Raw genomic sequence first — 18329 nt, 5'->3', positions numbered from 1 at the left:
GTCTCCTTACGCTGCCAATCCAGGACGATGTAGGTGTTCTAGGATTCTTTCGGTACGATTACGTTTTCCCGAATACAACTCTTCTTTGATCTCCATGTAGTACAAGTCCGAGATTTCTTCAAAATGTTCAGCGAACTCAGGATGATTGCGTATCCAACCCCGTGCACGGTTACAGGGGACACAGAATCTGCTGCCATCCTTTAGAAACTCCTTCTGCGAGAAGCTGCCTGGAATATAGAAATGGCCGTAGTCGCAATGGTCACGGCTAGCGTAGTGGTCTGTTCCGTGGATTTTCTTGTCGTTATTATTTTCAGCCTGCGTCCCATACCGGAGATTTTCTGGACGGTTGTTTAGCTTGTTTCCGTCGAGGTGCCTAACCTGCATGCCGTCAGGGCACTCCCCGTAGTGCGCCCACGCAACGACGCGGTGAACTTCATAGGTCTTCCTTCCCCGAGTCGCGTTTCTAATCCCAACCTGCCAGTACCCATTCTTCGCCAGGCATTTCTTAAGCGGCTTCGCCTTTAGCGTTCTGTGCGTGCCATTCTTTCCCTCAACGCGTTTCGCTTCGGACCATACTTCCCCGTTTGCGTCTACTGAATATTCACCTTCCCAAGTCGGAACTGGGATTCTCTCCATTAAACCTCCTGTCTCATGTCAACAAATCTAGAAAAATGAAGTTGGTTTGCGACTGTCACGGTCCCCGTCGCTCCGCCTCGGTTCTTGCCCACGATGATCGTTGTTTCCCCAGCCTTCTCATGGTCCTTGTTTTGCGCGTCGGGCCTGTTCAGAAGGAGCACAACATCGGCATCCATTTCGAGCGAGCCTGATTCGCGCAGGTCGGAAGGCTTTGGCATTGCGTCTTCCCCGCGCTGCTCCACGCCACGGTTCAGCTGTGCCACGGCGATGACAGGTATCTTGCACGACTTCGCCAGGAGTTTGATCTGACGGCTGAATGACGACACTTCCTGCTGCCGGGATTCTTCCTTCACTCCCGACTTCAACAACTGGAGGTAGTCGATAGCGATCAGCCGCACACCGTGATGCCGGACCGCGAGCTTCGCTTTCGCGGTGATGTCCACCATCGTCAGCTCAGGGTTGTCGTCCACCCACAACGGCGCTTCCGTGAGGGTGTCGCGTGCTGCGGCGACCCTGCCCCACTCTGCTTCGGACATGTTGCCGGACTTCACGCACCCGATCTTCACCTGCGCTTCTGCGGACAGCGCGCGTTCCTGTACCTCGTCCTCGGTCATCTCGAGGCTGAACAGCAGGCTTGGTTCGCCGCGCCTGATGCTCATTTCCCGCATGATGTCGAGCGCGAGCGTGGACTTACCAACCCCGGGGCGGGCGGCGACGATCACCATCTGCCCCGCCTTCAACCCGCCGTTCAACAGTTCATCAAGATCCCGGAAGCCAGTGGGGATAAAGTCAGGCATCTCCCCATCACCCCGGGCACTGATCTCGTCCAACAGTTGATCGAGGGTGTCTCCGATACGTCTAGCGTCCGTCGCCGCGTCATCCTCCGCCGCGTCCACCAGTTCCTGCGCGTACTGCCGCAGTTCCGCCAATGATCGGCCTTCACGGTGAGCGTCGTGGAACTTCTGCTCCGCCTGCTCCAACCGCCGACGGATAGCGTTCTCATGCACATGGTGTGCGTGGAGGCTGACCGTAGCGGGTAGGGGTGCTTCTCGGATGATGTCACCCCACGCCTCAGCTAGGGCGCTACTGCCGAGTAGGCCCTTTTCCATGACGTAGTTCTGGCCGCTGAGTTCGTTGGTGACTTTGCCCGCGTTGTAGCCCTCGACGATGGCATCAAAGAAGCCCCGGTAGACGGCGTTTCCGAAGTCTGCGGGGCTTGTGTGGGTGAGGGTTTCGGGGATAATGTCGGGGGTACGTAGGCATCCTCCGATGACGGCTCGTTCTGCTTTGTGTTTGAGCTTATCCAGTTGGCACCCCCAGCCCGAGGAGCAGTGCCCCGGCGATTATGAGCGTGGGGACTACCACCGCCCCCTTGCAGTATGCGTTCTTCCTATCCTCGGATCGAAGGTTTTCTTCGATGAAAAGCGGCCCGATCACTAGAAGTAGCCCAGCTACTATGAGGCTTACTGAACCTAGCGTGATGAATACTGCATCCCAGTTCATCGTGCACCCTCCAGAAAAGCATTCAAGGCATCAATGATCATGTGCTCACGACTGGTATCCGTGAGCTGGATAACCCCTACAAGGTCACCGCCCTCAAGGATTCCCCGTGAACCGTCGTCGTAGATGTCGCCAAGTTCCCAGTTCATCGGTTCTCCTTCTGTTCCCACTTCACCTGCATCCACCCCGCAACAAGCACCGCTGAGAGGAACGTCGGCCAGAACGGGACGTCATTCCCGGACAGGGCTTCGAGCAGGGGCACGAATCCGAAGTAGGTGATCCCTGCCCATGCTGCGAGGCCGATGGTGAAGAGTAAGACGATTGCTGCTGCGTTCACGCTTCCTCCTCGTACTTCTTCTTGATGTAGTCCCCTAGTCCGGCTCCGTACATCCAGCCCATGATGAACAGGGGAAGTTCCTCCATCGACATGAAGTCGTCTTCGCCCATGATGCTGTTGTCCTTGTCGAACCGAACTCCAACAACTCGTGAGGTAAGTGCCTTCTCATCCACTTCCGTGACGATGTAGAGGTTGTCGTACAGTTCGCGTGCTTCTTCGGGGAGGTTGCCGACCTGGTCGAACTGGTCTCCCATGCATGATTCAATTCGACTCATTCATCCGCCTCCGGTTCGTGGATCACGGTCACCGGGCCGTAGCGATCAATCAACTCTTCAGAAGTGAGCTCGTCGTATCCGTACTCCCAATAGCTGGGGCCTATCTTCTGGGATGAGGCCTTGTTCTTGTCGAGCACGACGGAACTCTTTGGCAGCTTGTCCAGGCCCTCCGCCTTGTCGATCACGCGGCGCGTGTCCGGCACCAGGCGCGAGACGAGGGTGATGTCAGTGTCGGAGCACCACCCCCCGGAGCCCAGAGTGTTGAGGCTGAACGTCTCCCACGGGTGGGGTTCGCCACTGTTTCGCAACCCGAGTAGGTGCTCATTCTCACCCTCCACGTCCACGAGGTACGGCTGACCCTTCGGCACGTCGGCGGAGGCAGGCAGGTTCATGCGGTCTAGGTTCTCCTTCGCCCTTTTACCGATGACTCCGCCGGGCGCGAAAATAAACTCACTATCGGGGTGATCCTTGATGATTCTGGTTAGCCGATCCACCTCGGCTTCCAGCTTCGCCTGCTTCCGCTCCGAACTGATCATCTCGTTCTGGAACTCGTCACGCTCTGACCTGAGGTTGATGTTGTCCAATCGCAACTGTCGAGACTCATGTCTCAGCCATTTGATCGCGTCATCTTGAACAGCGATCTGATCCCAACCGTCCGATCGATCACGGTGCAGTTCTTCGATCTTCCGTTCCTGCGCATGAATGATTGATTGATCGTGCTTATCAGTCATTGTCTCCTCCGAAGTGTTCCGCAGCGAACGTGACCCCGTACCGATCAAACCCGCCCGACAGGTACTCGGATGTGCCGGTGTTGATGGCGAGGATGGGGGCCTGCAACAGCCCCTCACTCTTCGCCCACGTTGCGATGTTCGGGGTGATTGTCACTTCCGTGTAGGGCACGTTCTTTGTGTCGAGTGCGCGTTTCATTTTCGTGCAGTTTGGGCAGTTGTCTTTCGTGTACAGCGTGACGCCGTTGTTGATGTTCAAGCGTTCTCCTCCGTGTCGACGTAGGTTGTCCAGTGCTCTGGTGCGGGGATGCCCTCTTTTTCGTCCCGTGCTGCGGCGTTCATTCCGTACTGGATGTATCCGGATACTCTGTCGCGGTACCAGGGTGTTGCGATGTGGTTGAGTATCCAGTTCGCGGCGATTTTCGCTAGCAGGTTTCTCCAGCGGCCCACCGTTCTCCTCCTCGTGCCCCAGGGCGTGCCGTATTAGCGCTCATTGCGCCACTGACGGACTTTTCCCGCCCCGGGCGTAGTTGCTTACCTAACGCCGTTCAGGCCGTCAGAACGGCGTCTGTTCGTTGAATGGGTCAGCGGCAGGGGCCCCGCCGAAGCCGCCCGACTTCTGCCCACCGTCGTTGAACCGCGACACCGGGGCCGCAACCTCATCCGCCGTCACGTCATAGAACGTGCGCTTCTGCCCGTCCTTCTCCACATCCCGCTGCTTCAGGCGACCTGTCACGTTCACCTTGTCGCCCTTGCTGAACTGTGCGGCGACGTTCTCCCCCAGCCCTTCCCACGCGGTGACGTTGAGGAACGTGCTGTCGGCGTTCTCCCACTCGCCCTGCTGGTTCTTCCGGCGACTGTTCGTGGCGACTCGGAAGCTGACGACCGTCTTGCCGTTGGCGTCGCGGGTTTCCGGGTCTGCGACGAGGGTTCCGTTCGAGATGGTGATGTTCGGCAATGCCATGTGTGTCTCTTTTCTGCGCTTGTGTAAGCGCGGTATGTTCTTCTGTCCTGTAACGCTCTGAGAGCGCATCAAAAAGCCGCGTGGCATAAGTTGCTCACGCGGCACGTTTTCTTCCCTCAGCGGGACGCCTAGACGCTATTCCAACGCCCTACGCTCTCCACCAACAATCAACCCGATCCGTTGATCCCGCTCCTCCTGTCGTAACTCGCGAATCCTCTCCAACTGCCGTCGCTTCCGAGGATCAGACTCCCACTTCGACAACACCGTCAAAGCAGCCTCTTTCAAATCCTGCGGCGTGACCTTCCCCCACTTCGACCGGTTCAACGCCCACCACGTCACAGCCTCCGGCCACACCTGCACCGGGACAGGCACCTGTGACAGTGCTTCGCCCCATGCTTGTGCGGCTTGCTGTGATGGTTGGGGGAACTTGTCGGGGGCGAGTGTTGCGCCTTTTTCGAGGACGTGCGCCGCTAGACGCGTCCAGTCGGTCACTTGATATCCTCCAGTTGCTTCTTTATCTGCTGAATAACAACGGGGCTGAGTCGATAGCTCTCAACATTCGGCTCAGTCACCATCTGAAACCTCAGCTCGTCGTAGATGGATTCCCGCACAGCTTCCTGCACTAGTGCGAGCGCTTCCTCAGGGTCGCCGTTCTGATGTGCCTGGCAGGCGCAGTTGCGCTTGTGGCAGTCCGCCTGCAACAGGTTCCACTCGTGCCGATTCACGCTCGCGGCACTGATAGCCCAAGAGATCCGCTTCCACAGCTCCGGGGAAATCTCATCGTTCACGTCAGCTCCTTCACCACATCACCATCCACCACCGAACCCTCAACCACATCCAACCAAGACGAAGCCACCGTCTCAGACACGAACTCATCCTCGAACCGGTCATCGTTCAACCACCCCTGCGCCATCTTCACCTTCGTCCGGGGTGTTCCCCGAGACCGGCACAGATCCGCGTACGCACGAGCGGCCCCGACAATCTTCGACGGATCAGAACGCTTCACCGCCTTGTCCCAAGCAGCCTTCGCAGGCTTCTTCCCCTCCTTGCGCGGGAACGCCCTCCAGAACTCATCGAAAAGATCTTCCGATGCACACTCTAAGTTCCCTTGGGTAGTAGTTCCCTTGGGTAATAGTTCCTCTCCGTCTACACGTATAGGGGTACTACGCGTAGACGTAGGGGGGTCTACCGTGTGCGCGTATAACCCCCCTCATTTTCTTCGGTTGCATCAACTCGTCGTAGACACATAGCCGTTCGACGTGCGCTCACGAAACCTCTCATCCCGGTGCCGAGACACGTTCCCATCCTCGTCCCGATACCGGGGAAACACCGTCACCAACCCCAGTGACTCCAGGACCTCTACGGCCTTGTCCGCCACCTGAGGCGACTTGTACCCCATCATCTTCGCCAACGTCGCCCTGGACGGGTGAGCCGTCCTGGTCTTGTTGTCAGCAAACTTCAACAAGATCAAGTACAGGCAAACAGCGTTAGCCGTGGGGATAGCTTCTAGAACATCGTGGTACACGACGGTGTAGTGCCGTGTTCTTGCTTCAATGTCAGCCGTCAAGCAGTCACTTCTCCTCCCGTGACTCGTGGCGCTGCTCGCGGACGTGCTCCTGGAACTCGTGCCACATCGCGTGGATCGACTCGTCTCCGGCGTTGCGCAGAACGTAGTTTGCTAGCCATTCGGCGGTCGGGTCATGTGAGAGCGGATTGCCTGCTTGCTTTCCTGCGATGTTCTCCATGATGAACCACGCTACTTCTTCCAGGTCAGATCCCTGGTCGTCGTCTATCTTCTTGGTCATTGCCGTCCTCTCTAGGTGGTGTACGTTCCCCCTGGATAGTACTCATCTTTCGGGCTGACCATTGACGCATGGCCTCCGCCAATTCCGCGTCGTCGTACAGGTCATCCCACACGTCACGCACCCGTGAACCACCGCCTCACAGTCTCCGCTGCACGCTCACGCCACGACAACGGCTCCGGCACATAATCCCGGAACTCCTCAACCCCAGCCACAAGCTCATCCCACTGCTCCCACGTGAACCTGTGAGACCAACCGAACTCCGTGCTGTCGTCGTGCGGCCAGTATGAGTACTCCAACAGCACATGATCGTCTAGCACCGCTCCGCTGATCGCTTCGAGGGATTGCCCGTTGTCGTGCTGATCCATGTACACAGCAACGTCTCTCATCCCCAACACCTCAAATCTTCGACTGTAGCTGGACGCCTATCCTCGATCCCCAGAACCTCCGTCAGTGGCCCCGCCTGTAGCATGTAAACTGCCGGAATAGGGTAGTTCGCACCAGAAATTACACCGCCATCTTCGGGATCATATTCGAGAAGTTCGTATCCAACGGAGTCAGGCGAAAGAGTTCTGCGCTTGTGGACTCGACCTTCCTCATCGGTCACATATCTCGGCATTCCGCCGCTGAAGTCTTCCATCGTTCTAAAGATGCGTGGCGTACTACCGTTCATCCCTGCACCTCCTCGCGGCGGGCCTCAACAGCGGCAACAACCGCATCCCATTCAGGCCATGTCATGTTGACAGCAGTGACAGGATCAAGATCGTCCTCCCTCGCGCTCATCGCCTCCACATAGTGGTCGTTGATGCTGACATACAGGCCCTCATCTGCGTACACTTCAACTGTTTTCTTTCTCATCTATCCTCCTCGCATTCGATAACCGCCCCGTTCTCCAACAACATCGACCACACACCCCGACGCAACACCGGCGTCAACACCGGCGAATCCCAACCATGAACAAGCCACCCGTTGTCATACGCCCGGGCAGTGTCGGCATGGATAGCGCGATGACAGGGGTCACAGACACCTAGTCCGTTCGGAACCGTGTGCTCGCCGCCCTGTGACCGCAAAACACGGTGGTGCCAATGGTGGGCACGCCCTGCGCACTCCAACCAATCCACGATGGCCTCACACTCCGGCTCCGGCGCCATGCCCTCCGCCCGGCCCATCACCGCCCGGTACACGCTCTCCGGCATCCGTTTACGCGGCAGACGGAACACCCCCATACAAGTAGAAACAGTGCCCCACCATGTTTCTGGCGAAGCACTGTGAAGGGGCACGGGCACCCGGCTCATATCTCAGCCACGATGACCACTTCCGCACATACAACCGTTGCGTCTCAGGGTCCAGCAGCCGCGTTCCATCGATGGCGTTGTTGTGGAACTCCATCGTGAATTTGATGATGTCGTCCCTGTGCGCGGTCATGCGACCTCCTCCAACTCCCACGTCTGCAACCGGCCAAGATTGTGCGCGTGCTCACGCAGCAACGACAGGTTCCCCGACAGGCGATCCACCATCCGCTTATCCAACGTCACATAGTGCGTCCGGTCGCCCTCCGTACGCTGCTCGACAAGGATCTCCCCATCCGGCATCGCATGAACCTTCGTCCACTGCCGAGGCTTACGACCCCACACGTCCACAATGCGGGCCAACAGCCCGCGAGACGGCCTTTCCTGAACAATCCGACTCACAGGTCACTCCCTATCCACTTTGCGCGAAATGCCGCTAAGGGCACGAGAAGTCGCAAGTTTTCCCGACACGCCATTCCATCGCCCGTAGGCATCCTTGCACCAGCACTCATTCTCGCCGGGTCCAATAACCACCGTGTACATGCGAGCACGTTCATAATCGTCAAAGGTATGGAGGTACCGTGCGGTTCCATTATCCAGCGCGCCAGTTTCCTTCTTAACTCGTTCCGCCCACGCAATAAACTCGCGTGCCCTGTCAACGAGCTCATCAACGTTCTGGAGGCTAGCGCCTCTACTCCGTCCCTCCGCGCCGTCCAGCTTCCTCAACGCCGCCAAAGCAGCAGCCTTCTCCGCGCCATCAAACTCGACAGCATCAATACTCTTCAAAGCAGCCTTGATCCGACCATTATCCGTTGCCATACTCTCCTACCTCCCGGCGTTTCCATACGCCACTCGCACACTCGCCCCGAGGCTTTGGAAAGTCCTCACCTCCAAGTCAAGTGCCTTACTCAAACGATCAGCATGCTTATACGCAGCCTCCGCCACGTCCCGACGCTCACGCTCCTCAGCGGTCTCCAGCTCAACCTTCGCCTCACGCTCCTTCACCGGCCCCTCGGCAGCGAGATACGCCCGCGCCTGCGCCTGGTCAAGAAGCCTGTCCGCCTCCATGAACTCCGCGTAACGATCCGACGTGATGCGGATTCCGCGTGAGATCCTGGTGACAAGCTCCGTGAGGTGAGCCTCGATCTGCACAGGATTCAGCGGCTCATCCATCAACCCTCCTTCGACTTATTCACAAGACTGATCCCATAAGCCGTCCACTCATCCTTAGCCCCAGCCTGGATCGCCTGAGCCTCCATCTTCCGAACACGATCAATGTCAGTAATCTTGTACAGGCGATCCAAGAATTCCTTCTTCGCGCCATCATCGACGATGTTGTACGAGAACGAATCCGGGTCCGGCTCGTTCGTAGGAAGGCACAACGTCTGCAAGTACGACGTACGCAACGCCACAGACATCGCCTTCGTCGTAGCCTTGTCACCAGAATCAAATGACTCCGCAGCGACACTCGACACGATCTCCGAACCATCAGGACCGCGCCAAACGACCTCAACCGTGAGATCCACCGTCTTGGCGACACTGTTCTTAGTCGGCTTCTCCCCGGTCTCCTTGTCGAGGACGCGGGTGTACGTCTTCAGTCCATGCTTGCGCATCGACGGTCCAACGATGTTCATAACGTCGTCAATGCCACGGAAGTTGAACCCCTGGTGACTGTTCTTCTGGTTCTTCCCGAGGTGAGTCACATCCCGCATCACAGCGGTGATCGCCTCGTCAACGTTCATCTTCTCCGTCACTCGTTCTCCTTCTCTAGCACCTTCACGCTCGGCGCACCGTCCTTCTCGACCATGTACTTCGCCAACAGGGCAGGGTCATCGGCGTTGTCCGCCTCCCACGACTTCCGGTCGAACGACCGCGACCGACGCCCAGGCGACACCTCAACCACAAACCCGCCATAATCAACCGACCGGGCAGACGAACCAACCACGTCCAACAGGTCAGCCTGCAACGCCGCCCGAGCCTTCTCACGCTCACGCAACTCAGCACGCAACAAGGCGATAGCAGACTCCTCCTCCGCCAACGCCCGCGCCACAGCCATAGCCTCAAAATCAGACTGATCACCCTGCACAAGCTCCGGCGGGGTGAACGCAAGGAACCGCTCAGCCACATCACGCAACTCCGCAATCAGCGCCTCATCCCGCTCCACGTCGAACACGCGCAACGGGTGAAGATCCGCCCAACCGTCCTCATCCGACCAGTGCTCCACAGCGAACACGCACCGCTCCGCCCCGGTCACGAACAACTGCCACGCGACCTGACAGGCGTACTTCTTGCCGGTCTGATCAGCGCACACGTCAGCCCACGACAACCACTCGTCCTTGTCGTCTGACACCTTGCGCGTCTTAATCTCGCCCAACACCAGGCCGTCGTCACTCACCATGTCAGGGGTCGCGCCAAACCTGGGGTCATCCTCACTGACAAGCAGTGACCGATTCGGGCGCAGCCACGGGTAGTCCTCCGACAGCATGTCGCAATGACCGGCTCCCGATCCTTGCCGTGCTTAGTGAACCTGTTACCCCGGAACGTCGAAGGCGACCGCTTCTCCCTCCACAGTGAAGCGAACGCCCTATCCGAACCTGCCTTGATCTTCGCCACGTCCGTCGCAGTCACAACCGACCTACGCTGACGCAACCACTCCTCCTCGCCCGTGTAGGGCAGCTCAACGAAACCCAACTACACTCCTCACCATGGCCAACCTCTTCAACCACATCGACTTCATCAACGGAGACCACACCGGCAAACCGGAGTTCCAAGAAATCCAAGTCCAAGCGGGCTACCTACTCCAAGAAGACGGCCCAAACCGCGCCCAACTCCTCAACACCATCCTCAACCAGCACTTCGAAATCGAAGACGTACGACGACGAGTAGAATTTTTAGAGGAACTTCTAGGCTCTCGCCTCGAATGAGCAGCGGAACGGCGCTTGAACTCCTGATAAGCCGCCTCCGGATCATCAACTCTTAACTCGATCGGTCCGGCACTGCTTGACTCGCTTGCGCTCACGATCAGCCCTCCAGCCTCTCCAACTTCGGATCAATGCTCTCCAGCAGCATCATCAGCGACACCACCGCACCAACAATCAACACAACCAACACAACAGCCTCCTCAAGGCACACCCACGTACACTCAGCACATGGACTGGAAAATAGAACCCCTCGCCCCCAACCTCTTCCGATTCACCAACACCAGCGGACACAAACTCGTCCTCGTTGGCTTCTCCCCCATCGGTGGAACCACCATCAACATCAAAAACTCAACAGACCCCCACTACCTCAACGGCCCGCTGGATTCGGGTGCATCGTTTGACGTTTCAGTGGTAGGCGGCGCAGCAGTGCTTCACGCCAAGATCCCCGGCGTTCGGGACATCGAGTTCCACTTCGAAGCCCCCTGACCAGGCTATACCCATCATCCCACTCTGTGATGCGCCCATCCGGACGAATCAGAACATGGTTCCCGTCCGGCAACGCCACATCAACACTGTCATCATTCAACTCAATCTCAACCATCAGTCCTCCTCAGGACAACAACCCACGCTTCTCCGACTTCAAAATCTCCGACCTCCGCACCATGCGAGTCCCCCTAGGCCCCGCAGGCTGCAAATACAACCACGTCCCATCATCAAGACGACGGTTCACAGTCTTCTCCGAACAACAAAGCCACTCCGCGATCTGCTTCACCGTCATATACTGATCATTCGCCATGCCACACCCCCTTCCACAAGCGGTCGGCAAACACATCATCTTGCGCGAACGGTGTAACCCCAGTACTCTCAACAGTGCCCTCCTCAGGCAGCGATGAGCACACCATCTTCCACCTCCTCAGAAGACCCCTCATCCACGCACTCACAACCAAACAACGTCGGCTCCAAGCCCAGGTGCTCCAACGCCCACCTGACGAGCAGGAGCTTTTTCGCAGACTCGCACGCGAACCCATGAGCCTTCCGCAGCATCACAGGGTCCGTCTCCTCTGCTTTCCTCCGCATGTCGTACTCCACCATCGAGTAAGCGCGTAGCTCCTCGATGCGAAGTTCACTCTCGGTCAGATCCTCCAACGACCGGGCGTAATCATCAGACTGAAAAATCATGCGGCAACACCCACACCAAAAACCTCATCCTCAATCCACCGCGCCAACGTCCCCGGCGACTGATGAAGGTTACGGTTCCGAAGCGAGTGACCGGCCCGCTGCTTGATGTCCAGGAAACTCGACTCCAGTACCTCCGCGATATCACTCTCAACCAGCTCGACGTACGACCGGTTCTTCACGACCGACCGAAGAGCCTGAATCGTGGGCATGTCAATGGACGCGCCACCGTCCTTCACCGCCGCGAGAAGAGCAGCGAAGATAGCGAACCTGCCATCCCCCAGCTCGTCGTACACCTTGTGAACCGTCCGCCACGCCCCAATGTCCTCACGGGCGATACCGTTCACCTCGAAGATGCGATCAATGTTCGCCGCGTCAGAGTCTGCACGGAAGTCACTCTCGATCTGATGAGTGTCCGCAGCGCTCATCGACAACTTGTTCTTGTTCATCCCGACGAAGATCTCCGAGATCTCGGCGTAGGAGTGAACGTTGATGACCTTGCACCACAGCTGCTTCACACCCTTTCGGAGCGACACTTCGTGGGTGTGTCCACCGTCGATGATCCAGTAGCGACGATTCGCCCCGGACGTCGTGTAGGCCACCGTGAGCGGGTTGATGAACAGTGGATTGTAGTCCTTCATGATGCGTCGGACGTGCGACTCGCGCATGTCACGCTGAACCAGGGGGTGACGTTCCATCATGGAGACGTCCACGAGCCTGTATTCGGGGTTGTAGTTCTTCACCTTTTTTCTCCTTCGTAGAGGTGGAAGTAGTGAGAGAGGAGCGTCCTCTCTTCAGGGGTGCTGTACTTGTTGAACATGCGCTCAACTTCTTTCTGGATCAGCGCTTCTCGCGCTGACTTGACTTCAGCCTCCGTGGGCGCGGGCTTCGCTGCGTCACGGATCTTCTTCGCGGCAGCGGACGGAGCGACCTGGCCCGCTTTGATTTTCTCGAACATCTCGGGGTCGGTCTGCTCGACGTACTTCGCGTCGCGGACTGATCGACCGGACACTCCAAGCATCGCGCCCGCCTCATCCGAGGCCCTTGCATTGGCCTGTTGTGGCAAATTTTCCACAACTGCTCGGCCTGCTTCATTGTTCTGTGCCGCGACCTGTCGCTTCTTCGCTTCGACCGCTTTCCACTTCTCAATCTCCACAGCGATGGCGGCCAACTGCCCCTTCGACAGGTGACGACGATGCAGGTTTCCCGACGTGATCCACGCCGTAACGAACTGCTCCCAATCCGGAGAATCCGAATCCTTCCCCGACGTGTTCCCCGGAATGTCCTGCGTGACAATCGGCTCAACCCCCGCCAGCAGACACGCTGCCATGCGGTTACGCCCATCAATCAACACAACATCCGGCTCAAGCTCAGCTTCAACCTCAGGAGGCAACGACATGAACCCGCCGAACTCATCTGTTTCAATGCCGTGCTCGGCAAGGATTCGAGCGTTGTCCTTGTAGTACGGAGCAAGAACAATCGCCTCGTGCTGGCCGTTCTCCCTGATGTCGTCCGCGAGCTGCTGAAGCTCAGCTTCGCCGATCATCGGGAACATCGACGCCACCGGGTGAACCGGATACCCGCCGATCTCTTCTGTGATTCCTACTGGCAGTGACATGCCACTAACTCCTGATTGATTGGGGTGGTGGGGTTACTGCCTGTTGTCCAGACCTGACCACTGACAACGGGCCTCAGTCTCGTAAATCATCTTCACAATCTTCTTCCCTTCCGCGACCCTCGCCGCGTCATCCTCGACCTCTGCCAAGGCAAGAACCCGCCTACTGATCTCCTCGAAAGCGGCGTCCGCCTGCGCCTCCGTCCAGTCCTCCACGAAATACTTCCTAACAAAAAACCAAGTGCCCGCCGCCTGCCCCTCCAGGCAGACTCGGAACGTGCACAGCGTCATTGCGATGGACTCGAACCATCCGCCCTCCTCAGGACTGCACCCGCCAAGACGAGGGGCCGTATCGTCCGGCCCCTTACTTCTTCTAGAGCGTGTTTCCCTACACCCATGACAAGGTGTGTACTAACCGCCCGCGTGGTATCCGTAGCCGTCACGGCAAGGCCCCCTCCCGGGATTCACTCGACGCCACGTGTGCGCCAACCTCGCTCGAACTATCGGACCTGCGCGGTAAATATCTATCTACGCTGGTCTTTCCCCCTATGGGGTCCGTCCCGCCGTGGGTTCGACTCCGATCCTGCCCGGGCTTCCTGCTCTGTCCACACCGGGTGGTTGTCTTCGTCCCTCTGGGGGCTAAGTTGAGAAAATATCCTGCGAACCTCCGGCGCTCCGTCCCCGTCTGGGTGGTGGCTTCCGTGCCGCTGAATCACAGTCAACACCATGGGTTGATATTTGTCAACCATCGATCTGAAAGAAGTTTTTACTGTCGCATACGCCCAGTTCAACGTGTGTGTTACGACTTTGCGTCAAGTTGACCAAAGACCTCCGCGATGGCAATGCGACACCACTCCCACAGGGGACCTCAGAGCGTCTTGCCGTCCCCGCCCCGCCGACAAGTTGACTCCCCCCGTCCCATTACCACAACCCATGGGTGACAAAAGGCAACCACACGCTTATACTGCTAGATATGAACCTTTACGAAGATCACGCAGACTGGATCGCAAGCCTCGGAGAAGGCGTCACCGTAGGCGAAGCAGAACGCCGCATTGGCCTATCGAAGGCGACTTTGCGCAAGTACATGGAGCGGCACAACGGACGGCTTTCCCCCCAGCACGTCCTAAAAATCTCCGACGAATACGGTGCCAATGGTGCTGTGGCTCTAGTTGAGACGGGCTACCTCCCCGCCGAATCCTTGTTCATCCAGGAGACCCCAGAGGAAGTGAAGCTCCGCGTCCTTGCTGAAGTCATGGACGACATTAGGAAGTAGCCGTCACTACAAGGCGCCAAGGTCGCGCAGGAGGTGCAACAGGGGTGCAGCCTCCTCCACGGGGGGACGTAGGGCGATGCGGTTCAAGATTTCGTCAATTATGGGGGCAAGGGTAGGGGACGGGTGTGGCATGTTCAGATCTTCTCCGGTTCGGGGGTCGTGTGGCTTGTTTTGCAGTCTAGACGACCAGCCGGACAATTAGAACACGTGTTCGATTTTAGGCCACCGGAGGCCGCCTCATCTTGCCCTTGCGCAGGGACTATCGACCGAGCGCCGAGCCTGTTACTTCCACCCCCAACATTCCCCCGAGGTTGACATATATCAACTTTATGGTGCACGATGTCTACCAAACAGCACCTATCTGGTGCCCCAGACGCTCAGAGGAGAGCATCATGAGCCACCCCAACGGCCCGCAGGACCACACCCCCCAACAGAACCCACGGTGGACACCCGGGCCATACGTGAACAACAACGGCCAGCCGTACTACAACCCGAACGCAGAACATCACACCCCCGCCCCGCAAAAAGACCCCTTCGGATGGATCGGAACAACCGGGCACATGGTATTCGCACTCGGTGCTATCGGTGTCGTCATATCCATCCTCGGAGCAGCCGTTTCACGTGAAGATGAAGTCGCATACGCGATCACAGCCCTCTTCGCCTCAGTGGCTTTCGCCACCCTAGGCCTGGCCGTCGTCGCAATAGCTCGGATCGGTACCGGACTCTTCCGCGCCGGACACATCAAGTAAAACCTCACCACAGGAGAACATCATGAGCCGCCGTATCACCACAGCTACACTCGCAGCGATCACCACACTCACACTTGCTGCCTGCGGAGCAAGCGACGAGACTGCCGACAGCGCCACGCAAGCGCCTGCCACCTCGACAACCGCCGAAGAAGAAGACAATGGCCCCGTCGTCGACCGCATCACCGGCGCGCTCGACAAGCTCGACGCCCCCTGGGGAAACGTCGAGTACAAAGGCGAGAACGAAGAGGCCGTCGCAACCGACGTGTGGGACCTGGACATCAACGAGCGCGACTCATCCATCCTCGTTTTTCTCGATGAAGACGCGCGGAAGGAATGGGAACAGTCCGTAATCTGGCTAGACGGCATATCGGTGGCCTACGACAACGTAGGCATCAGCCTGAACAGCGGCCTAGGCAAGAACGACAGCCTAGAGCTTGCCCCGAAGTTGGCTGAAGAACTCGACGGGCGCGTGACAACAGGGGACACTGACATGTTCCGCGACGACGCAGACGAAGAATCGGAACCTGACGAGTCGCCCAACCCACCCCCGCAGCAGAGCCTGCGACTGCGCCAGCCCCCACCGCCACCTGCGCCCTCGACCCCATATACGAAGCGGGAACAACGTTCTACAGTGACGGCACAAGCGGCTTCACTACCGCGTGCTTCGACCAGTTCAGGACCACCAACGGGACCGGACGACAAACCCCGCCGGAACCCGACCCCGCAACCATCCCGTATGCAGACGGTGGCACGTGCCCTGCCTACCTATGCGGATACGGACATGACGCTAACGGTAACCCCAATCCGTCTTCCGGCGAATTGCAGCAGCAGTGGCTAGATCAACAGCAGTAGGAAGTCATGCCCACCCCGCAGAAGTACCAGTCCGCCAAAGGCACCCGCTGGCGCATCCAATACGTAGACCCCACTAGGACACGCCGCACACGAAGCGGGTTCCAGACCAAGAAGCAAGCTGAGCACTGGGCCGCCGAAAACCTCATCGAACGCAACACCGGCAGCTGGATCGACCCTAAGAGCGGGAAGATCACGGTCGGACAACTCGGAGACGAATGGCTCAAAAACCAAACCCACCTCAAAGCCTCCACCCGCGAACTCACCGACATGCGCTGGCGAGTCCACGTCAAACCCCGGTGGGGCGAAGTGAGCGTCAACGAGGTCACCAACGCTGACGTTCAAGCATGGGTAAGCCGCATGGAACGCGGCGCATCAACCGTCATTGGCGTGCACGCGATCCTCGCTAACATCCTCGACATGGCCGTGAAGCAACAACGCTTACTCGTGAACCCCGCCCGGGACGTGACCCTGCCGAAGAAGGGCAAGGGGGTGAAGGTGTACCTCACCGCCGATCAAGTGAAGGATCTTGTGGACGAGTGCTCCGTAAAAGGCGACCTTATCTACCTGCTGGCCACAGTCGGGCTGCGGTGGGGGGAAGCCGCCGCGCTGAGGGTGAAGGATGTGGACTTCAAACGGCGCAGGATCTCCATCACACGCAACGCTGTGACCGTGAAGCAGAAGATCGTGATCGGCACCACGAAGGCTGGCGAGAACCGGACGGTAGCGGTGCCCGCCGAGGTGCTGAACGATCTTAAAGACAGGGTGAAGGGCAAGTCTCCCGACGATCTTCTGTGGCACCGGAACAACGGTGAGCCACTGCTGAAGCTGACCGGCAACAGCTTCTTCCATCATGCTGTGAAGCGTCGCATGGCCGCAGACCCCACCTTCCCGAAGCTCTCCCCGCACGGGCTGCGCCATGTCGCTGCGGGCCTCATGGTGTCCTCCGGGGCGAACGTGAAGGTCGTACAAAAACAGCTCGGGCACGCGTCCGCCACGGAGACCTTGAACCGGTATGCGGACCTGTTTGACGAAGACCTTGACGCGGTAGCCGACCGGATGGATGACGTGCTCTCACGCGTCACGAAGCTGCGTGCGTCAAATATGCGTAAAATTGAAAAAGAGGCTACCCTGGGAGATTCCCGAAATAGCCTCTGACCTGGTGCGTCCGAGGGGACTCGAACCCCTACATCCGTCAAGGCACCAGGACCTAAACCTGGCGCGTCTGCCAATTCCGCCACGGACGCCGAGACGGCCACCCCGTGGCCGTCGACGCAGCCGGACTACCGGCTGCTCCGGGTTATGGTAGCAGCACCACCAGGGGTACCCTGGAACCTGTGCCTGATCCCGTGCCCGATGACTCCTCCGGAACCACGAACACGCCGACGTCCACCGGATCCCGGCAGCCGCAGTCGCTGCGAGTCCGGGTGGTTCAGCTGCTCTTTCTGGCACTCGCCGTCGTAGCCACCCTCTGCCTCGCATGGTGGCAGTGGGGCCGGTGGTCCAGCGGGGACGGCTCCTACCAGAACCTGGGGTACGCATTGCAGTGGCCGATCTTCGGCCTGTTCTTCATCTTCGCCTACCGCAGGTACATGGAGTATGAGCGCGACAAGGCAGCCGGGGCCACCGCTCCCGCCGCCCCTGACGTCTCCCCGGACTCCGGACCCCGCGAAATCCCGGACGACATTCTCCCGACGCGTGACACCAGCGCCGCGGCGCGGGAGTACTTCGAGGACGACCGGCGACACCAGGCACGACAGGCCCGCGGCGACCGGAAGTCAGCAGGCAACAACACAGCAAGGACGGACTGAGAACACCGATGACCACCCCGACCACTATCCCGGTGACCCCTGAACGCCAGCGCCGGGTCAAAGGAGCCCTGACCCGCTACTCGGTCCTGGCCTACATCACCGGCCTCTTCCTGCTCTTCCTGTGCGCGGAGATGATCCTCAAGTACCTGGTCTTCCCCCCGATGGACATCGAGGCACCAGGTTGGTTCTCGGTCGTGGCCATCGTCCACGGATGGATCTTCCTGGTCTACTGCGCTACCTGCCTGGACCTGGGTGTCAAGGCCCGGTGGGCACCAGCGAAGTGGGTGACCACCATTCTCGCCGGCGTGATCCCTGTACTGTCCTTCGTGCTGGAACGTCGTCGCCGCAACGAGGTCGTCGAGACGTTCGGCCTCGAGCGGTAACCGGCACCAGCCCTTCCCGGT

At 58.7% G+C, this 18329-nt stretch carries 35 protein-coding genes, 1 tRNA gene and 1 pseudogene; 8 read left to right on the top strand and 29 right to left on the bottom strand.

What is annotated here, in order from left to right; genetic code table 11:
- Nucleotides 1–6: 6 nt before the first annotated feature.
- The 24 genes and pseudogenes from BJF89_RS02040 to BJF89_RS19900 form a co-directional block, all read right to left on the bottom strand.
- Nucleotides 7–636 (bottom strand): HNH endonuclease signature motif containing protein, encoded by a 630-nt coding sequence (locus BJF89_RS02040; protein ID WP_075811832.1) that lies wholly within the window; start codon nt 634–636, stop codon nt 7–9.
- Entirely contained in the window at nt 636–1616 is a 981-nt protein-coding gene (locus tag BJF89_RS02035; protein WP_158026021.1) for a DnaB-like helicase C-terminal domain-containing protein, read from the bottom strand. Before BJF89_RS02035 ends, BJF89_RS02040 begins: the two co-directional genes overlap by 1 nt.
- A 30-nt stretch (nt 1617–1646) precedes the next feature.
- Nucleotides 1647–1943: pseudogene (locus BJF89_RS19905) on the bottom strand (DnaB-like helicase N-terminal domain-containing protein); the annotation flags it as partial.
- The gene (locus BJF89_RS02030) at nt 1936–2139 is read right to left on the bottom strand and encodes a hypothetical protein (protein WP_075811830.1); all 204 of its coding nucleotides are present in this window, start codon (nt 2137–2139) and stop codon (nt 1936–1938) included. The gene BJF89_RS02030 and the pseudogene BJF89_RS19905, both read right to left, overlap by 8 nt.
- On the bottom strand, nt 2136–2285 hold the full coding sequence (locus tag BJF89_RS18780; RefSeq protein WP_158026020.1) for a hypothetical protein: 150 nt from the start codon (nt 2283–2285) through the stop codon (nt 2136–2138). Before BJF89_RS18780 ends, BJF89_RS02030 begins: the two co-directional genes overlap by 4 nt.
- Entirely contained in the window at nt 2282–2473 is a 192-nt protein-coding gene (locus BJF89_RS02025; RefSeq protein ID WP_075811829.1) for a hypothetical protein, read from the bottom strand. Before BJF89_RS02025 ends, BJF89_RS18780 begins: the two co-directional genes overlap by 4 nt.
- Nucleotides 2470–2748 (bottom strand): hypothetical protein, encoded by a 279-nt coding sequence (locus tag BJF89_RS02020; RefSeq protein WP_139311837.1) that lies wholly within the window; start codon nt 2746–2748, stop codon nt 2470–2472. The genes BJF89_RS02025 and BJF89_RS02020 overlap by 4 nt, the downstream gene beginning before the upstream one ends.
- A complete protein-coding gene (locus BJF89_RS02015) occupies nt 2745–3479 on the bottom strand; it encodes a hypothetical protein (RefSeq protein ID WP_075811827.1) in 735 nt (244 codons plus the stop codon). Before BJF89_RS02015 ends, BJF89_RS02020 begins: the two co-directional genes overlap by 4 nt.
- Entirely contained in the window at nt 3472–3735 is a 264-nt protein-coding gene (locus BJF89_RS02010; RefSeq protein WP_075811826.1) for a glutaredoxin family protein, read from the bottom strand. Before BJF89_RS02010 ends, BJF89_RS02015 begins: the two co-directional genes overlap by 8 nt.
- Entirely contained in the window at nt 3732–3926 is a 195-nt protein-coding gene (locus BJF89_RS18400; protein ID WP_139311836.1) for a hypothetical protein, read from the bottom strand. Before BJF89_RS18400 ends, BJF89_RS02010 begins: the two co-directional genes overlap by 4 nt.
- Before the next feature lie 106 nt (nt 3927–4032).
- Nucleotides 4033–4440, bottom strand: a complete 408-nt coding sequence (locus BJF89_RS02000; RefSeq protein ID WP_075811824.1) for a single-stranded DNA-binding protein — start codon at nt 4438–4440, stop codon at nt 4033–4035.
- Between the two features lie 135 nt (nt 4441–4575).
- On the bottom strand, nt 4576–4932 hold the full coding sequence (locus tag BJF89_RS18395) for a hypothetical protein (protein ID WP_139311835.1): 357 nt from the start codon (nt 4930–4932) through the stop codon (nt 4576–4578).
- A complete protein-coding gene (locus BJF89_RS01990) occupies nt 4929–5228 on the bottom strand; it encodes a hypothetical protein (RefSeq protein WP_075811822.1) in 300 nt (99 codons plus the stop codon). The genes BJF89_RS18395 and BJF89_RS01990 overlap by 4 nt, the downstream gene beginning before the upstream one ends.
- Nucleotides 5225–5353, bottom strand: a complete 129-nt coding sequence (locus BJF89_RS19245) for a hypothetical protein (RefSeq protein WP_255372448.1) — start codon at nt 5351–5353, stop codon at nt 5225–5227. Before BJF89_RS19245 ends, BJF89_RS01990 begins: the two co-directional genes overlap by 4 nt.
- Nucleotides 5354–5668: 315 nt before the next feature.
- Nucleotides 5669–5965: a helix-turn-helix domain-containing protein gene (locus BJF89_RS01985; RefSeq protein ID WP_075811821.1), complete on the bottom strand. Its 297-nt coding sequence runs from the start codon at nt 5963–5965 to the stop codon at nt 5669–5671.
- Between the two features lie 46 nt (nt 5966–6011).
- Nucleotides 6012–6245 carry a hypothetical protein gene (locus tag BJF89_RS01980; RefSeq protein ID WP_075811820.1) on the bottom strand — a complete coding sequence of 78 codons (234 nt, stop codon included), beginning with the start codon at nt 6243–6245 and terminating at the stop codon, nt 6012–6014.
- A gap of 113 nt (nt 6246–6358) precedes the next feature.
- Nucleotides 6359–6631: a hypothetical protein gene (locus BJF89_RS01975; RefSeq protein WP_075811819.1), complete on the bottom strand. Its 273-nt coding sequence runs from the start codon at nt 6629–6631 to the stop codon at nt 6359–6361.
- Nucleotides 6632–6911: 280 nt separating this feature from the next.
- The gene (locus tag BJF89_RS01970; protein WP_075811818.1) at nt 6912–7100 is read right to left on the bottom strand and encodes a hypothetical protein; all 189 of its coding nucleotides are present in this window, start codon (nt 7098–7100) and stop codon (nt 6912–6914) included.
- A gap of 563 nt (nt 7101–7663) precedes the next feature.
- Complete coding sequence (locus tag BJF89_RS18775; protein WP_158026019.1) at nt 7664–7834, bottom strand: hypothetical protein; 171 nt, start codon at nt 7832–7834, stop codon at nt 7664–7666.
- 102 nt (nt 7835–7936) lie between these two features.
- Nucleotides 7937–8350, bottom strand: coding sequence for a hypothetical protein (locus BJF89_RS01950; protein WP_075811811.1), 414 nt, complete (start codon nt 8348–8350; stop codon nt 7937–7939).
- A gap of 6 nt (nt 8351–8356) precedes the next feature.
- Nucleotides 8357–8704 carry a hypothetical protein gene (locus BJF89_RS01945; RefSeq protein ID WP_075811809.1) on the bottom strand — a complete coding sequence of 116 codons (348 nt, stop codon included), beginning with the start codon at nt 8702–8704 and terminating at the stop codon, nt 8357–8359.
- Nucleotides 8704–9285, bottom strand: coding sequence for an ERF family protein (locus tag BJF89_RS01940; RefSeq protein WP_075811807.1), 582 nt, complete (start codon nt 9283–9285; stop codon nt 8704–8706). The genes BJF89_RS01945 and BJF89_RS01940 overlap by 1 nt, the downstream gene beginning before the upstream one ends.
- Nucleotides 9282–10016: a hypothetical protein gene (locus BJF89_RS01935; RefSeq protein WP_187344664.1), complete on the bottom strand. Its 735-nt coding sequence runs from the start codon at nt 10014–10016 to the stop codon at nt 9282–9284. The genes BJF89_RS01940 and BJF89_RS01935 overlap by 4 nt, the downstream gene beginning before the upstream one ends.
- Entirely contained in the window at nt 9923–10144 is a 222-nt protein-coding gene (locus tag BJF89_RS19900) for a hypothetical protein (protein WP_369803625.1), read from the bottom strand. Before BJF89_RS19900 ends, BJF89_RS01935 begins: the two co-directional genes overlap by 94 nt.
- A gap of 92 nt (nt 10145–10236) precedes the next feature.
- Between BJF89_RS19900 and BJF89_RS01925 the strand changes: the two genes are divergently transcribed.
- Nucleotides 10237–10455 carry a hypothetical protein gene (locus BJF89_RS01925; RefSeq protein ID WP_075811801.1) on the top strand — a complete coding sequence of 73 codons (219 nt, stop codon included), beginning with the start codon at nt 10237–10239 and terminating at the stop codon, nt 10453–10455.
- A 225-nt stretch (nt 10456–10680) separates the two neighbouring features.
- On the top strand, nt 10681–10938 hold the full coding sequence (locus BJF89_RS01920; RefSeq protein ID WP_075811799.1) for a hypothetical protein: 258 nt from the start codon (nt 10681–10683) through the stop codon (nt 10936–10938).
- Between the two features lie 393 nt (nt 10939–11331).
- On the opposite strand, the gene BJF89_RS01910 is transcribed toward BJF89_RS01920, so the two are convergent.
- Genes BJF89_RS01910 through BJF89_RS01895 form a run of 4 tightly spaced genes read right to left on the bottom strand, consistent with a single transcriptional unit; the run spans nt 11332 to nt 13534 of the window.
- Nucleotides 11332–11631 (bottom strand): hypothetical protein, encoded by a 300-nt coding sequence (locus tag BJF89_RS01910; protein ID WP_075811795.1) that lies wholly within the window; start codon nt 11629–11631, stop codon nt 11332–11334.
- The gene (locus BJF89_RS01905) at nt 11628–12371 is read right to left on the bottom strand and encodes a hypothetical protein (RefSeq protein ID WP_075811793.1); all 744 of its coding nucleotides are present in this window, start codon (nt 12369–12371) and stop codon (nt 11628–11630) included. The genes BJF89_RS01910 and BJF89_RS01905 overlap by 4 nt, the downstream gene beginning before the upstream one ends.
- Nucleotides 12368–13246 (bottom strand): ParB/Srx family N-terminal domain-containing protein, encoded by an 879-nt coding sequence (locus BJF89_RS01900; protein ID WP_075811791.1) that lies wholly within the window; start codon nt 13244–13246, stop codon nt 12368–12370. Before BJF89_RS01900 ends, BJF89_RS01905 begins: the two co-directional genes overlap by 4 nt.
- A 33-nt stretch (nt 13247–13279) precedes the next feature.
- Nucleotides 13280–13534 (bottom strand): hypothetical protein, encoded by a 255-nt coding sequence (locus BJF89_RS01895; RefSeq protein ID WP_075811789.1) that lies wholly within the window; start codon nt 13532–13534, stop codon nt 13280–13282.
- 682 nt (nt 13535–14216) lie between these two features.
- On the opposite strand from BJF89_RS01895, the gene BJF89_RS01890 reads away from it, so the two are divergent.
- The 4 genes from BJF89_RS01890 (at nt 14217) to BJF89_RS01875 (ending at nt 17272) form a co-directional block, all read left to right on the top strand.
- Entirely contained in the window at nt 14217–14516 is a 300-nt protein-coding gene (locus BJF89_RS01890) for a hypothetical protein (RefSeq protein WP_075811787.1), read from the top strand.
- Between the two features lie 392 nt (nt 14517–14908).
- The gene (locus BJF89_RS01885) at nt 14909–15265 is read left to right on the top strand and encodes a hypothetical protein (RefSeq protein WP_075811785.1); all 357 of its coding nucleotides are present in this window, start codon (nt 14909–14911) and stop codon (nt 15263–15265) included.
- 22 nt (nt 15266–15287) lie between these two features.
- Nucleotides 15288–16103: a hypothetical protein gene (locus tag BJF89_RS01880; protein ID WP_075811783.1), complete on the top strand. Its 816-nt coding sequence runs from the start codon at nt 15288–15290 to the stop codon at nt 16101–16103.
- A gap of 20 nt (nt 16104–16123) precedes the next feature.
- The gene (locus BJF89_RS01875) at nt 16124–17272 is read left to right on the top strand and encodes a site-specific integrase (protein ID WP_075811781.1); all 1149 of its coding nucleotides are present in this window, start codon (nt 16124–16126) and stop codon (nt 17270–17272) included.
- Between the two features lie 2 nt (nt 17273–17274).
- Here BJF89_RS01875 and BJF89_RS01870 read toward each other — a convergent pair.
- Nucleotides 17275–17361 (bottom strand) — tRNA-Leu (locus tag BJF89_RS01870).
- A 90-nt stretch (nt 17362–17451) separates the two neighbouring features.
- On the opposite strand from BJF89_RS01870, the gene BJF89_RS01865 reads away from it, so the two are divergent.
- Complete coding sequence (locus BJF89_RS01865) at nt 17452–17925, top strand: hypothetical protein (RefSeq protein ID WP_369803621.1); 474 nt, start codon at nt 17452–17454, stop codon at nt 17923–17925.
- A gap of 8 nt (nt 17926–17933) precedes the next feature.
- A complete protein-coding gene (locus tag BJF89_RS01860) occupies nt 17934–18308 on the top strand; it encodes a DUF3817 domain-containing protein (RefSeq protein WP_075811779.1) in 375 nt (124 codons plus the stop codon).
- Nucleotides 18309–18329: the final 21 nt, after the last annotated feature.

Origin of the sequence: Corynebacterium sp. CNJ-954 (assembly GCF_001942345.1) — a bacterium.
In the GTDB taxonomy this organism is placed as follows: Bacteria; Actinomycetota; Actinomycetes; order Mycobacteriales; family Mycobacteriaceae; genus Corynebacterium.
The sequence above is the reverse complement of the archived record's forward strand: the minus strand, read 5'-3'. Positions and strand labels throughout refer to the sequence as shown.